The organism is Salinarimonas sp. (assembly GCF_040111675.1).
Lineage (GTDB): Bacteria > Pseudomonadota > Alphaproteobacteria > Rhizobiales > Beijerinckiaceae > Salinarimonas.
Genome location: NZ_CP157794.1, coordinates 2,448,909 through 2,462,457, shown reverse-complemented (window position 1 = coordinate 2,462,457; position 13,549 = coordinate 2,448,909). Strand labels below are relative to the sequence as shown.

The following is a 13,549-nucleotide window of genomic DNA, read 5'->3' as shown; positions in this document are numbered from 1 at the left end:
TCAGCCGCGGCGCGGCTCCTTCGGGAGCCTCGCCAGGAAGCGCTCGAAGGCGGGCCGCTCGACCGGCCCGCCATGGCCGGGGTGGAGCCGCGACCAGGAAAGGCCTGCGATCCGCCTCAGGCTCGCGAGCTCCGCCGCCTCGTCCTCGTGCCAGGGCGGGCGGCCGGGACGCACGATGCTGGCGAAGGCGTCGCCGACGAAGAAATCGCCCGTGCCCTCGAAGAGGTAGCCCACCTGCCCGATGGTGTGGCCGGGCAGCGCGACGACGCGCACCCCCTCCCCGATCGGCAGCAGGTCGCCGTCGCGCACGCGCGCGCAGTCAATCACCGGCGGGACGGTGCGGTTGCGCTCGAGCCGGACGAAGGGCGTGAAGATCAGGCCGCGGATGTTGCGCTTGCCCTCGAAGCGCGCGCCGGCGTGCCCGCGCGCCATCTCGTCGGCCTCGTGATCGGAGGCGTGGACCCGCGCGCCGGTGGCGGCGGCCAGGGCCGCGGCGCCGCCGACATGGTCGTAATGGGCGTGCGTGACGAGGATCGCGCGCGGCGTCCCGAAGCGGGCGACGGCGCGGATCAGCGCCGGCGCCGTCTGCGGCAGGCCGGCGTCGACGACGACGACGTCCGCTCCGGCGCGTACGAGATAGGCCGTCGACATCAGCGGCATCAGGAAGGGTCTCGCGATGGCGAGGGGTTCGTCGGACATGGGCGGCCTCCGGCGGGGCGGATGCCCAGGAGATGGGGCGCGCCCGCGCCGGGGCCAGCGCGGAACCGCGACCGCCCTCCCCGGTTCCCTTCGATGCGCCCCCTCGCGGGCGCGGGAAGAAGGAGGCGGGCATGCGGTGCGCGAGGCTTTCCATCACGGCCGTGGCGGGGGCCGCCCTCGCCGTCTCGCTCGCGGGGCCGGCGACGGCGCAGCGGCAGTTGGAGCCGCCGCTCGATTGGGAAGAGCGCATCCCCTGGATCGACTGGAGCGACGCCGAACCCGTGGTCGAGAGCCTGCCGCCGGGAATCACCCCGCTCGGCCGCACGCCGCCCAACGCGCTGCCGGGCGAGAGCACCGACGAGCTCCAGGCGCTGATCGACGAGGCGCACGAGGAGAGCGGCGACGCCGACGAGCCGCAGCCGATCCGGCCGCGGCGCGATTGAGCGGCCGTTCCCTCACCGTCATCCCGGACGCCGAAGGCGATCCGGGACCCATCAACGCCGACGCTGGTGTCGCAGCCTTCAGGCTGCGTCGCGCGACATGACCATGCGCATACGCGGCGCGACGCGCGCGCGATGCGCGCTCGAGCCGACGTCGCGGGTATGGGTCCCGAATCCGTTTCGCGGCCCGGGATCACAGCTGATCGCGCCGTCGATCTGCTCGTGCGCTTCTCAGCTGTCGCCGCCGGGATCGCCCGCCGGGCTGCGGCCCGCTTCGATGCCGCCGACCGGATCGTAGACGTGGCTGAGGAGACCGTCCGGGTCGGGCCAGGCCTCGACGGGGATCCGCACGGAGCGCTCGACCGAATAGGCCTCCGCCGCGCTCCGGGACAGGAGCCCCCCGAAGATCCCGTAGGAGACGAGGCCGATCACCACGACGACGGCGCAGGAGACGAGGAAGGATCGCATCGCTGGGCTCCCTATTCGGCCGGCTCGGCGCGGGGCGCTTCGGCCTTCCGGCCGGGCTCGCGCTCGAGCTTCTCGATCCAGAGGGGGTGGTGGGTCTTCGCCCATTGCCGGTCGACGTCGCCCTTCCACATGGCGTCGAAGGAGCCGTTGACACCGACCGAGCCGAGGTAGGCGTGGCCGATGATGACGGCGATCAGCAGCGCGGCGACGATCGTGTGGGCGCCGTGGAGGATCTGCATCCACCCCATGCCGACGGTCGAGATCGGCAGCATCAGGAGGATGCCCGAGATCCCCAGGGCGAGGCCGCCCAGGATGGAGACCCAGAAGATGATCTTCTGGCCGGCGTTGAACTTCTCCGCCGGGACGTGCCGGCCCGACGGCAGGCCGCCGGCCTGGCGCAGCCAGTCCCGGTCGACGCGGTTGAACAGGTTGTCCTGCACCCACAGCCCCGCCATGGCGACGATGCCGATCAGGAAGGCGAAGCCGAGCTGGTTGTGGACGAGGAGCGCGCCCTGGGAGAGCGCGCCGAAGGCGGCATCGCCCGCCCAGGGCTGGATCAGCTGCCGGCCGAAGACGAAGTTGAGCCCGGTCAGCGCCAGGAGGACGAAGGAGATCGCCGTCGTCCAGTGCACGACGCGGTCGAGGAAGCGGAAGCGCGGCACGCGCCGGCCCTGCGGATCGCGCTCGTAGCCCTGCGATCCGCGCCAGAAGAACAGGCCGAGCACCGCCGCGACCGCGAGCACGATGAGGAGGCCGTGGATCCATTTCGTCCAGACCGTGCGGAAATCGCGCCAGGCGCGGTTGTCGGCGGCGGTGACGAAGCCGAGCGCGGGGTTCTGGTAGGAGGTGAAGCCCTCGAGGGTCTCCTCCGGCATCTCGCGGTCGCTGAGCTGTCGCAGGAGGACGCCGACGTCGTCGACGGGGGCGCGGTCCGGGTTGAGATAAACGCCGCGCTCCTCCGGGAAGGCCTCGGGGCGGGCCTCCTCGTCCTGCGCGAACGCGAACCCGGAGGCCAGCAGCAGGAGGGCGAGCGCGAGTGCGCCGAGAAGGCGCGCCGGCGCAGAGGCTTGCGCGGAGATCCTCATGGCGTCTCTCTCCCTCACAGCGTGCCGCTCGGCGTGCGCATCGATTCGGTGGCCATGGACGGCGGCCATTCGCTGCTGCCCTCGGACAGGACGGTGGGACTGTCCTGGTAGGCCGTCGCCCAGCCCCAGGCGGCGGAGCCGTAGCCGCGGCGCAGGACGCGCTCGCGGTAGATCTCGGCGATGATCGCCCCGTCCCCGGCGAGCAGCGCCTTGGTCGAGCAGGCCTCCGCGCAGATCGGCAGCTTGCCCTCCCGCAGGCGGTTGCGGCCGTAGACCGCGAAGCTGTCCGGCTCGTTGTCGCCGTCCGGGCCGCCGGCGCAATAGGTGCACTTGTCCATCTTGCCGCGGGCGCCGAAGGCGGTCGTCCTCGGGTATTGCGGCGCGCCGAAGGGGCAGGCGTAGAAGCAGTAGCCGCAGCCGATGCAGACCTTCTTCGAATGCAGCACGATGCCGTCGTAGGTCTGCATGAAGCAGTCGACCGGGCAGACGCTGGCGCAGGGCGCGTCCGTGCAGTGCATGCAGGCCATGGAGATCGAGGCCTCGCCGGGACGGCCGTCGTTCAGCGTGACGACGCGCCGACGGGTCATGCCCCAGGGGACCTCGTGCTCGTTCTTGCAGATCGAGACGCAGGCATTGCACTCGATGCAGCGCTCGGCGTCGCAGATGAACTTCATGCGGGCCATGGGCGCGCCTCCTCAGGCCGGGACGATGCGGGCGAGCGTGACCTTCGTCTCCTGCATGGCGGTGACGGGGTCGTAGCCGTAGGTGGTGACCGTGTTGACGCTCTCGCCGAGCACGATCGGGTCGGTTCCCTGCGGGTACTGGGCCCGCAGGTCGTCGCCCATGTAGATGCCGCCGAAATGGAAGGGCATGAACAGGACGCCCTCCGAGACGCGCTCGGTCACCATGGCGCGGGCGATGATCCGGGCCTGGTTCTCCGGACCGTGCATCCAGACCATGCGGCCGTTCTCGATGCCGAGCCGGGCCGCGTCGGCCGGGTTGATCTCGATGAAGGCCTCCTGCTGGAGCTCGGCGAGCCACTTGTTGGAGCGCGTCTCCTCGCCGCCGCCCTCGTACTCGACGAGGCGCCCGGAGGTGAGGATGAACGGGTAGTCCTGCGGGATGCCGAGCTCGGCCGCCCGCATCTGGACGGTGAGGTTGATCGTGGGCAGGCGGAAGTCGACCCGGTCCGGGAGCGTCGGGTACTCCGCGAGGAGGTCGGTGCGCGGCGTGTAGATCGGCTCGTGGTGCATCGGCACCGGGTCGGGCAGGTTCCAGGCGAGCGCCCGGGCCTTGGAATTGCCGTAGGGCGAACAGCCATGGGCGATGGCGACGCGCTGGATGCCGCCGGAGAGGTCGGTGGTCCAGGACACGTCCTCGATCTTGTCGCCGCCGATGCGCGCGATCACCGCGCGCTCGGTATCGGTGAGCTCGCCGTCCCAGCCCAGCCGCTGGAGCACGGCCATGGTGAACTCGGGATAGCCGTCCTGCAGGTCCGAGCCCGGCGTCGAGACGCCCTCGGCGAGGAGCGGCACGCCCTCGCGCTCGACGCCGAAGCGGGCGCGGAAGCCGCCGCCGCCCTGCGCGACGGGGAGGTTCAGGTTGTAGAGGATCGCCGTGCCGGGATGCTTCTCCTCGGGCGTGCCCCAGCAGGGCCAGGGCAGCCCGTAGATTTCCCCCGCGACCGGCCCCTCGGAGGCGCGCAGCGTCTCCGGGTCGAACAGGTGCTGGTACTCCATGTGCTGCTTGAGCCGCTCCGGGGACTGGCCCGTATAGCCGATCGACCATGTGCCGCGGTTGATCTCGCGCAGGATGTCCTCGATCGAGGGGATGCCGCCCTCCTCGATGGCGATGTGCTTGAACATCTCCTCGCCGAAGCCGAGCTTGGTGGCGAGGAGATGCATGGTCTCGTGGTCGCCCTTCGCTTCGAAGATCGGTGGGATCACCTCGTCGGCCCATTGCAGCGAGCGGTTCGAGGCGGTGCGGGTGCCGCGGATCTCGAACTGCGTGGCGGCGGGCAGGAGATACGTGTTCTCCTGGCGCGAGCCGAGCACGGCGAAGGTGGTCGGGTGCGGGTCGCAGACCACCAGGAGGTCGAGGTTGTCGATCCCCTCCACCGCCTCCGGCATGCGCACGACGGTGTTGCCGCCGTGGCCGAAGACCATCATGCCGCGGATCTTGCCGGGCTGCTGGACGTCCTCGGCGGGGTAGTTCACCGCGTCGAACCAGCGGGTCGTCGGGATGCCCTTGGTCTCCATCAGCTCCTTGGAATGGAAGCGCGAGACCATCCAGTCGTAGTCGACGTCCCAGACGCGGGCCCAGTGCCGCCAGGAGCTTTCCTGGAGGCCGTAATAGGCGGGCAGCGTCGTGACGTCGAGGCCGAGGTCGGTGGCGCCCTGGACGTTGGAATGGCCGCGGAAGATGTTCGCGCCCCCGCCGGCGACGCCGATGTTTCCGAGCGCGAGCTGCAGGATCGTGTAGGCGCGTACGTTGGCCGTGCCGACCGTCTTCTGCGTCGCGCCCATGCACCAGATCAGGGTGGAGGGCTTCTCGTGGCTCATCAGCCACGCGATGTGGCGCAATTGCTCGCCCGGCACGCCCGAGACGCGCTCGACCTCCTCGGGCGTCCAGCGGGCGACCTCGGCGCGGACCTCGTCCATGCCGAAGACACGCGCCCGGATGTACTCCGCGTCCTCCCAGCCGTTCTCGAAGATGTGCCAGAGCATGCCCCAGATGACGGGGATGTCGGTGCCGGGCCGCAGGCGGACGTAGTCGGTGGCGTGGGCGGCGGTGCGGGTGAAGCGCGGGTCGACCACGATCATCCGCGCGCGGTTGCGCTCCTTGCCGAGCAGGACGTGCTGCATCGAGATCGGATGGGCCTCGGCCGGGTTGCCGCCCATGATCATGATGCATTTGGAATTCGTGATGTCGTTGAAGGAGTTGGTCATCGCCCCGTAGCCGACCGTGTTGGCGACGCCAGCGACGGTGGTGGAGTGGCAGATGCGGGCCTGGTGATCGACGGAATTGGTGCCCCAGAAGGCGGCGAGCTTGCGGTAGAGATAGGCGTTCTCGTTGGAGAACTTGGCGGAGCCGAGCCAGAACACGGAATCCGGCCCGCTCTCCTCGCGGATGGCGAGGAGCTTGTCGCCGATCTCGTCGATGGCCTGCTCCCAGGAGACGCGCACCCATTCGCCGCCGGTGCGCTTCAACGGATACTTGATGCGCCGGTCGCCGTGGGCGATCTCGCGGACGGAGGCGCCCTTCGCGCAGTGCGTGCCGAGATTGATCGGGCTCTCGAAGGCGGGCTCCTGGCCGACCCAGACGCCGTTCTGCACCTCGGCGATCACGGTGCAGCCCACCGAGCAATGGGTGCAGATCGACTTGCGGATCTCGATGGGCGGGCCGCCCGGAATCTCGGTCGCGGCCTGCGAGGGGCGGATCAGGCCGTCCTTCGGCAGCGCGGCGAGCGCGCCGATGCCGGCGGCGGAGAGGCCGGACGCCTTGAGGAAGGCGCGGCGGTCGAGGGTGCGCCGCTCGGCGCCGGGGATCGGGACGGCCGAGCGGCCGTTCGCGTGGTGGGCTTGCGAGTGACGGGCGTGACGATCGCGCTTGCGCATCAGCATCGGCCGGCCTCCTCAGCGCGCGTTGGTGCGATAGAAGGCGCGGACGTGCTCGGTCTCGCGATAGCGCGGCGCGCGCTGCTCGGGGGTGGCGATCAGCGCCTGCGCCTCCCCTGCCCCGCCGAGGATCGGGGCCGCCGCGGCCGCGGGCGCGAGGGCGACGCCTTTCAGGAGATCGCGCCGCTGCCGATCGGTTTCGGGTCGCTCGCCGCGGTCTGCCATCGCTTCCTCCTCGATGTTCTTCGAGGAAGCCAAGCGGAGAGGCGGGATCGAGGTTCCATGCGGACCGGCGGAAAGCGCCGGGGGGCGTGCCTGCTCAGCCCGCTGCGCGGGTCTGCGTGCCGCCGCGCAGGCCCGTCATGTGCAGGGCGACGGCGAGACCTTCGGGGCGCCAGTCCAGCTCGATCCCGCCGTGCATCTGGCGCGCGAGCGTGCGCTCGGCCATCTGCAGGCCGAAACCGGTGCGCGCCGGCGGGCCGGCGACCGACGGGCCGCCCTCCTCGACCCAGGCGAGGAGGTAGTCCGCTCCCTCGCGCCGCCCCTCCAGCGTAACGCGCCCGGCTTCGTCGGAGAGCGCGCCGTATTTCAGCGCGTTGGTGGCGAGCTCGTGCAGGACGAGGGCGAGCCCGGTGATGACGTCGCCCTCGACCGGCGCGTCCTCGCCCGAGATCCTCAGGCGCTCGCCTCCCGGCGGAGCGAAGGGCGCGAGCAGCTCGCGCGCGAGGCCGAGCACGGTGACGGGCTCTCGCTCCCCGGCGAGAAGGCTCACGCCGGGCTGGGCGTAGACCAGCGCGCGCGACAGCGATACGAACCGCCCCCGCAGGTCCGCCGCGTAGCTCTCCACCTCCGGGCCGCGCCCGCGCGCCGACATGGAGGCGATGGCCCCCAGGAGGCCGAACACGTTCTTGATCCGGTGCGCCAGCTCGCGGGCGAGGAGCTCGCGGGCCTCCTGGACGGATTTCAGCTCGGTGACGTCGACGATGGCGCCGAGGCAGCGGGTGATGCTCCCGGTCTCGTCGCGATCGGCGGAGCCGCGCGCCGAGATCCAGCGGACGCCACCGTCCGGAGCGGCGACCCGGTATTCCGTCGCGAAGACCCCGCCATCGCGCGCGACGCGCATGACCTCCGCCTCGACCCGGGCGCGGTCCCGCTCGTCGACGCCGGCGAAGTAGAAGGACGCAGGCGCGCCGGACTCGGCCATCTCGGCGGGGACGCCGAAGAGCCGGGCGAAGCGTGCGTCGGCATAGACGACGTCCGTGGGGACGTCCCAATCCCAGGTGCCGACCACGTCGGAGGCGTCCAGCGCGAGCTGGAGCCGCGCCTCGCTCAGGCGCAGCCGCTCCTCGAGGCGCTTGCGGGTGTCGATGTCGGAGCAGGTGCCGTACCAGCGCTCGACCGCGCCGGTCGTCCCGCGGATCGGGCGGGCGCGGCACAGATGCCAGCGGTAGCCCCCGTCGGCATGGCGGATGCGCGCCTCGACCTCGAGCGGCTGCGACGCCGCGAGGCTTTCCCGCCAGCCCGCCTCGACGACCGGGCGGTCGTCCGGATGGAGCGCCTGCTCCCAGTGATCGGCGCCGTCGATCTCGGGCAGGCCCGTCATCTCGAACCAGCGGCGGTTGAAGTAATCGCGCGTGCCGTCCGGGCGCGCCGACCAGACGGCCGGCGGCATCGTGTCGAGGATGGCGCGCAATCGATCCTCGCCGGCGCGCTGCGCCTCCTCGCGCTCCCGTCGCACGGTGACGTCTCGATGGGAGCCGACGAGCCGGACGGGCCGACCGGTATCGTCGCGCTCGATGCGCATCGCCGCCTCGATCCAGCGGACGGCGCGCCTCGGGCCGACGATGCGGTACTCCGCCGTGAAGCCCTCGCCCCGTCCCGCGAGGGCGGCCTCGAACTCGGCGAGCACGCGCTCGCGATCCTCCGGATGGACGCGTCGCAGCCAGTCCTCGCGATGCTCGACGGTGCCCGGGACGAGCCCGTGCATCGCGCCGTAGGCGGGCGAATAGACGGCCTCGTCGTCGCGCAGGAGATCGACTTCCAGCTCCGCGAGCCCCGCGGCGGCCTGCACCGCCTCGAGCTCCGCCTCGCGGGCGCGCAGGGCCGCCTCGGTCTCCTTCAACGCGGTGATGTCGATGTCCACGCCGACGAGGCGACCCGGGCCGTCGGGCGTGTCGGAGAGGAAGCGGGCGCGGCTCGTGAGCCAGCGCACCGCGCCGTCCGGCGTGACCACGCGGAACTGCTGGTCGATCGACCCGCGCCCGGCGATCGCGGCTTCCACGGTCGCGCGCACGCCGGCGCGGTCGTCCGGGTGGACCAGGGCCATGAAGCGCTCGTAGCTCGGCCGGAAATCCGCGTCGACGCCGAACAGGCGCCTCGCCGAATCCGACCAGAGCACGGTTCTCGAGCCGAGATCGAACTCCCAGGATCCCACGCCGCCCGCGTCCTGCGCCAGGCGCAGCCGCTCTTCGCTCCGGCGCAGCGCATCTTCGAGATCGGGACTCTTCGCATGCCGCATACCCGACCCTCCGCGAAGGGTCCGGATCGCAGGACCCTAGGGAAAAAACGTATGCGACGACGAGCGGACCTGCAACGCACCGGACGGTGCGTTTTTCACGCGCGCGCAAGGCGTGCTGCAGACGATCCGGGATCGGAACGGGACACCATACCGTCGACCCGGCGCCCCCGCGCGCCGGAGAGCACCGATGATCGTCGCCTTCGTCGAGACCGATTGGCCCGGCTCGACGGAGGTCCGCCGCGCCGCCCAGAGCGGGTACCGGGCGCGTCTCGACGCCCCTCGCCCCCGACCCGTCTCCGCGAGGGCCCTGGTGGAGAGGGAAAGTCCCGCACAGCAGAACGGTGAAGAGAGCAACGGACCGCGCCTCAGCCCCGTCCCCAGATCACCACCTGCTCGTGCCGGCGGATCAGGTCGCGGAGCTTGCCGAACTCCTCGCGGACGTGGACCGCGAAGCGCTCCGCCGCCGGCAGGCGGCCGGGGCCGCGCAGGCGCAGGACGCCGAGCGCGCGGGGCGGATGCTCGAGCTGCAGCGGCAGCGCCGAGATCTCGCCGGCCCGGCGCATGGCGAAGACCACCGAATGCGGCAGCACGGCGAGGCTGTCCGACCCGATCATGTGGTTGACGATGCTCGCCAGCGATCCGCCCGCATAGGAGACGCGGATGCGGTCGGCGCGCAGGGACAGCAGCGTCGTGCGCAGGTCGGCGTTGAGCGGGCTGCCGGGCGGCGGCTCGATCCAGGGATAGTCGAGCAGCGCCGAGGGCCGGAAGGGGCGGCGCTCGAGCAGCGGATGGCCGGCCCGGCAGGCGACGACGTTGCGGCCTGGCAGGATCTCCTCGAAGGCGAGATCGTCGTCCTCGTCCTCCAGCACCTCGATCGGGCAGATGGCGAGATCGAGCCGCCCGCCCCGCACGCGGGCGACGAGGTCGCTCGTGTAGCCGTAGGACTGGTCCACCCGCACGCCGGGCACCCGCTTCTGGAACGAGGCGACCATGCCCGAGATCAGCGCGTCCATGAAGAAGGGCGTGCCGCCGATGCGGATCGCCCCGCTCTCGCCGCGCCGGAACGAGTCCACCGCCTTCGAGGCGCGGTCCGCCGCGAGCAGGATCGCCGCGCCCTGCTCGGCCAGCGCCCGACCGAGCGGCGTCGGCTCGAGCGGCCGGCGCCCGCGCAGGAAGAGCGGCTCGCCGAGGCGCGCCTCCAGCATGGCGACGGTGCGCGACAGGGCCGGCTGCGTCGAGCCGACCAGCGCCGCGCCCTCGGTCATCCCGCCGGCCTCGACGATGGCGGCGAGCTGCATCAGGTGGCGGGGATCGATCTTCATATCGTCTCGGTATGATCGCGCCGAACAAAAGCATTTTCCATCATCCAAGCGCCTTGGCAAGCTGCCTGTCGAGCGTCGCCGTTCGAGAGCGACGGCCAGCAAGAACCGCCCACGGAGGAGCGCGCATGGCCGACCGGCCCACGACCGCCGCCATCGAGGAGCCGCCGGCGCGGACCGGGCGGCGCGCGGCCGAGGGGGTGGAGCGTCTGGAGGACGCGCTCGGCGTGATCGCCGCGCACCTGCATGCGGCGGTGCGCGAGGCGGCGCCCACCCGCGCCGAGCTCCTCGCGGCGGCGTCCTTCCTGGCCGAGACCGGCCGCATCTCCGACGCGCGCCGGCAGGAATTCGTGCTCCTCTCGGACGTGCTCGGCGTCTCGGCGCTTGTCGAGGCGATCAACGCCCGCCGCCCCGCCGACGCGACGCCCAACACCCTGCGCGACCCGTTCTACGTGCCCGACGCGCCGGAGCGCGCCGGCGGAGCCGACATCCGCCTCGCGGGTACGGGCGCGCCGCTTTCCGTGTCGCTTCGGGTGGTCGATCTCGCCGGCGCGGGCGTGGCCGGGGCGCGGGTCGAGACCTGGCAGGCGAACGGCGAGGGCGTCAGCGATCTGCAGGACCCGGACGGCCAGCCCGAGCACAATCTGCGCGGCGTCTTCCGCACGGATGCCGAGGGACGGGTCTCGTTCCGCACCATCCGCCCCGGCTGCTATCGCGTGCCCGTCGACGGTCCGGTCGGCGCGCTGCTCGCGCGGCTCGGGCGCTCGGCCGTCACGCCGGCCCATCTCAATTTCCGCGTCTCGGCGCGGGGCTACGAGACGCTGACGACGCAGATCTTCGACGCCGCCGACCCGGCGCTCGCCGCGGACGCGATCTTCGCCGTTCGCGCCGGCCTCGCCGCGCCCTTCGCGCGCGCGGGCGAGGGCTGGTCGGTGGCGCTCACCTTCGCCCTCGCCCCGCTCGCCGCCGGAGACGCGCCATGATCGAGGCCTTCGACTATGCCGGCTCGCCGGCGCGGATCGTCTTCGGCGCGGGCGCGATCGCCCGCACGGCCGAGATGATCGAGGCGCTCGGCTGCGGCCGCGCCCTCGTGCTGGCGACACCCCACCAGGAGGCGGACGCCGAGGCGCTCGCCGATAGGCTCGGCCCCCTCGCGGCGGGCGTCTTCGCCGAGGCGGCGATGCACACGCCGGTCGCGGTCAGCGAGCGCGCGCTGGAGGCCATGCGCACGGCGGGCGCGGATTCCACCATCGCGCTCGGCGGCGGCTCCACCACCGGGCTCGGCAAGGCGATCGCCTACCGGCTCGACACGCCGCAGATCGCGATTCCGACGACCTACGCCGGCTCGGAGGTCACCCCGATCCTCGGCCAGACCGAGGACGGCGTGAAGACGACGCTGACATCGCCGCGGGTCCTGCCCGAGATCGTGATCTACGATCCGGAGCTGACGCTGGGGCTGCCCCCGGGCATGACCGTCACCTCGGCGCTCAATGCCGTCGCCCACGCGGCGGAGGCGCTGTACGCGAGGGACCGCAACCCCGTCTCCTCACTGATGGCGGCGGAGGGCGTGCGCGCCTTCGTCGAGGCCCTGCCGACGCTCGCCGAGGCGCCGCGTGACCTGCCCGCGCGCACGCAGGCGCTCTACGGGGCCTGGCTGTGCGGGACCGTGCTCGGCACGGTGGGCATGGCGCTGCACCACAAGCTCTGCCACACGCTCGGCGGCTCCTTCGACCTGCCGCACGCGCAGACGCACGCGATCGTGCTGCCGCACGCGGTGGCCTACAACGAGGCCGCGGCGCCCGACCTCCTCGCCCCGATCGCGCAGGCGCTGAGGGCGGAGCGCGCCGGGGCGGGGCTGCACGCCTTCGCGACGCGCATCGGCGCGCCGACCGCGTTGCGCGATCTCGGCCTCGCGGAGGCGGACCTCGACCGCGCAGCCGATCTCGCCACCCGCAATCCCTACTGGAACCCGCGCCCGGTGACGCGCGAGGGGGTGCGCGCCCTCCTCGACGCCGCCTGGCGGGGCGATCCGCCAAACGCCTGACGACAGAAGAACACGCTGGGAGAAACGCCGATGTCGACGCATCTCATCACCCGCCGCGGCCTCCTCAAGGCCGGCGCCGCGACCGGCCTCGTCGGGCTGGCCGGCACGAAGCTCGCCGCTCCGGCGATCGCGCAGGGCCGCACGATCAGGCTCGGCTACGTCAGCCCGCAGACCGGGCCGCTCGCCGCCTTCGCCGAGGCCGACGCCTTCATCCTCGACGGCTTCCGCCAGGCGACGGCCGGGCTCGGCGAGACCTTCGAGGTGATCGTCAAGGACAGCCAGTCGAACCCCAACCGCGCGGCCGAGGTCGCCCGCGAGCTGATCGTCCAGGACGGCATCGACCTGATGCTGGTCGCCTCGACGCCGGAGACCACGAATCCGGTCACCACGACCTGCGAGCTCGAGGAGGTGCCCTGCATCTCGACCGTGGCGCCCTGGCAGCCCTGGTTCATCGGGCAGCAGGGCAATCCCGGCGACCCCGCCTCGTGGGAGCGGTTCTACTACGCCTACCACTTCTTCTGGGGCCTGGAGGACGTCATCTCGGTCTTCACCGGCATGTGGAACCAGGTCGAGACCAACAAGTCGGTCGGCGGCCTCTTTCCCAACGACGGCGACGGCAACGCCTGGGGCGATCCCGTCGTGGGCTTCCCGCCGGTGCTGGCCGAGAAGGGCTACACGCTCACCGATCCCGGCCGCTACCAGAACCTGACGGACGACTTCACCGCCCAGATCAACGCCTTCAAGCAGGCCAACGCCGAGATCGTGACGGGCGTCGTCATCCCGCCGGACTTCACCACCTTCTGGACCCAGGCGCGCCAGCAGGGCTTCCGCCCGAAGGTGGCCTCCATCGGCAAGGCCATCCTGTTCCCGCAGGCGGTGGAGGCGCTGGGAGACGCCGGCCACAACCTCTCCTCCGAGGTCTGGTGGTCGCCGTCGCACCCCTTCACCTCCTCGCTGACGAAGCAGAGCGCCGGGCAGGTGGCGGCGGCCTATTCCGAGGCGACCGGGCGGCAATGGACGCAGCCCATCGGCTTCGTCCACGCGCTGTTCGAGGTCGCCGTCGACGTCATGCGCCGGGCCGGCGCGCCGGACGATCCGGACGCCGTCGCCGAGGCGATCGCCGCGACCGCGCTCGACACGGTGGTCGGGCGCGTTTCCTGGAACGGCGCGGGGCTGCCGCCCTTCGCCCAGGCCAACGTCGCCAAGACGCCCCTCGTCGGCGGGCAATGGCGGCTGCGCGAGGGCGGCGGCTACGACCTCGTCGTCACCGAGAACGGCGACCACCCGGACATCCCCACCGGCGGCACGATGGAGGCGATCGAGGGGTGATCCCTTCTTTTCCTTCCCTGTAGGGGAAGG

Annotated in this window: 11 protein-coding genes and 1 pseudogene; 4 read left to right on the top strand and 8 right to left on the bottom strand. The window is 72.0% G+C overall.

The features are described from left to right. Positions 1 to 699, bottom strand: a complete 699-nt coding sequence (locus ABL310_RS11430) for an MBL fold metallo-hydrolase (RefSeq protein WP_349371799.1) — start codon at positions 697 to 699, stop codon at positions 1 to 3. Positions 700 to 830: 131 nt separating this feature from the next. On the opposite strand from ABL310_RS11430, the gene ABL310_RS11425 reads away from it, so the two are divergent. Next, on the top strand, positions 831 to 1,142 hold the full coding sequence (locus ABL310_RS11425; RefSeq protein WP_349371798.1) for a hypothetical protein: 312 nt from the start codon (positions 831 to 833) through the stop codon (positions 1,140 to 1,142). A 228-nt stretch (positions 1,143 to 1,370) separates the two neighbouring features. On the opposite strand, the gene ABL310_RS11420 is transcribed toward ABL310_RS11425, so the two are convergent. From ABL310_RS11420 to ABL310_RS11390, 7 genes and pseudogenes are all read right to left on the bottom strand, one after another. Beyond that, positions 1,371 to 1,607, bottom strand: a complete 237-nt coding sequence (locus tag ABL310_RS11420) for a hypothetical protein (RefSeq protein WP_349371797.1) — start codon at positions 1,605 to 1,607, stop codon at positions 1,371 to 1,373. An 11-nt stretch (positions 1,608 to 1,618) separates the two neighbouring features. Then, positions 1,619 to 2,692: a formate dehydrogenase subunit gamma gene (locus ABL310_RS11415; RefSeq protein ID WP_349371796.1), complete on the bottom strand. Its 1,074-nt coding sequence runs from the start codon at positions 2,690 to 2,692 to the stop codon at positions 1,619 to 1,621. A 92-nt stretch (positions 2,693 to 2,784) separates the two neighbouring features. Beyond that, positions 2,785 to 3,375: pseudogene (gene fdh3B, locus ABL310_RS11410) on the bottom strand (formate dehydrogenase FDH3 subunit beta); the annotation flags it as partial. A 12-nt stretch (positions 3,376 to 3,387) separates the two neighbouring features. After that, complete coding sequence (locus tag ABL310_RS11405; RefSeq protein ID WP_349371795.1) at positions 3,388 to 6,315, bottom strand: formate dehydrogenase subunit alpha; 2,928 nt, start codon at positions 6,313 to 6,315, stop codon at positions 3,388 to 3,390. A gap of 12 nt (positions 6,316 to 6,327) precedes the next feature. Continuing rightward, positions 6,328 to 6,534 carry a formate dehydrogenase gene (locus ABL310_RS11400; protein WP_349371794.1) on the bottom strand — a complete coding sequence of 69 codons (207 nt, stop codon included), beginning with the start codon at positions 6,532 to 6,534 and terminating at the stop codon, positions 6,328 to 6,330. A 94-nt stretch (positions 6,535 to 6,628) separates the two neighbouring features. Continuing rightward, positions 6,629 to 8,827 carry a PAS domain-containing protein gene (locus tag ABL310_RS11395; protein WP_349371793.1) on the bottom strand — a complete coding sequence of 733 codons (2,199 nt, stop codon included), beginning with the start codon at positions 8,825 to 8,827 and terminating at the stop codon, positions 6,629 to 6,631. Between the two features lie 365 nt (positions 8,828 to 9,192). After that, positions 9,193 to 10,149 (bottom strand): LysR family transcriptional regulator, encoded by a 957-nt coding sequence (locus ABL310_RS11390; RefSeq protein WP_349371792.1) that lies wholly within the window; start codon positions 10,147 to 10,149, stop codon positions 9,193 to 9,195. Between the two features lie 125 nt (positions 10,150 to 10,274). Between ABL310_RS11390 and ABL310_RS11385 the strand changes: the two genes are divergently transcribed. The 3 genes from ABL310_RS11385 to ABL310_RS11375 are packed head-to-tail and all read left to right on the top strand — an operon-like array spanning position 10,275 to position 13,519. After that, positions 10,275 to 11,129 carry a dioxygenase gene (locus ABL310_RS11385; protein WP_349371791.1) on the top strand — a complete coding sequence of 285 codons (855 nt, stop codon included), beginning with the start codon at positions 10,275 to 10,277 and terminating at the stop codon, positions 11,127 to 11,129. Then, complete coding sequence (locus ABL310_RS11380) at positions 11,126 to 12,190, top strand: maleylacetate reductase (RefSeq protein WP_349371790.1); 1,065 nt, start codon at positions 11,126 to 11,128, stop codon at positions 12,188 to 12,190. Before ABL310_RS11385 ends, ABL310_RS11380 begins: the two co-directional genes overlap by 4 nt. Positions 12,191 to 12,220: 30 nt before the next feature. Beyond that, entirely contained in the window at positions 12,221 to 13,519 is a 1,299-nt protein-coding gene (locus ABL310_RS11375) for an ABC transporter substrate-binding protein (RefSeq protein WP_349371789.1), read from the top strand. Positions 13,520 to 13,549: the final 30 nt, after the last annotated feature.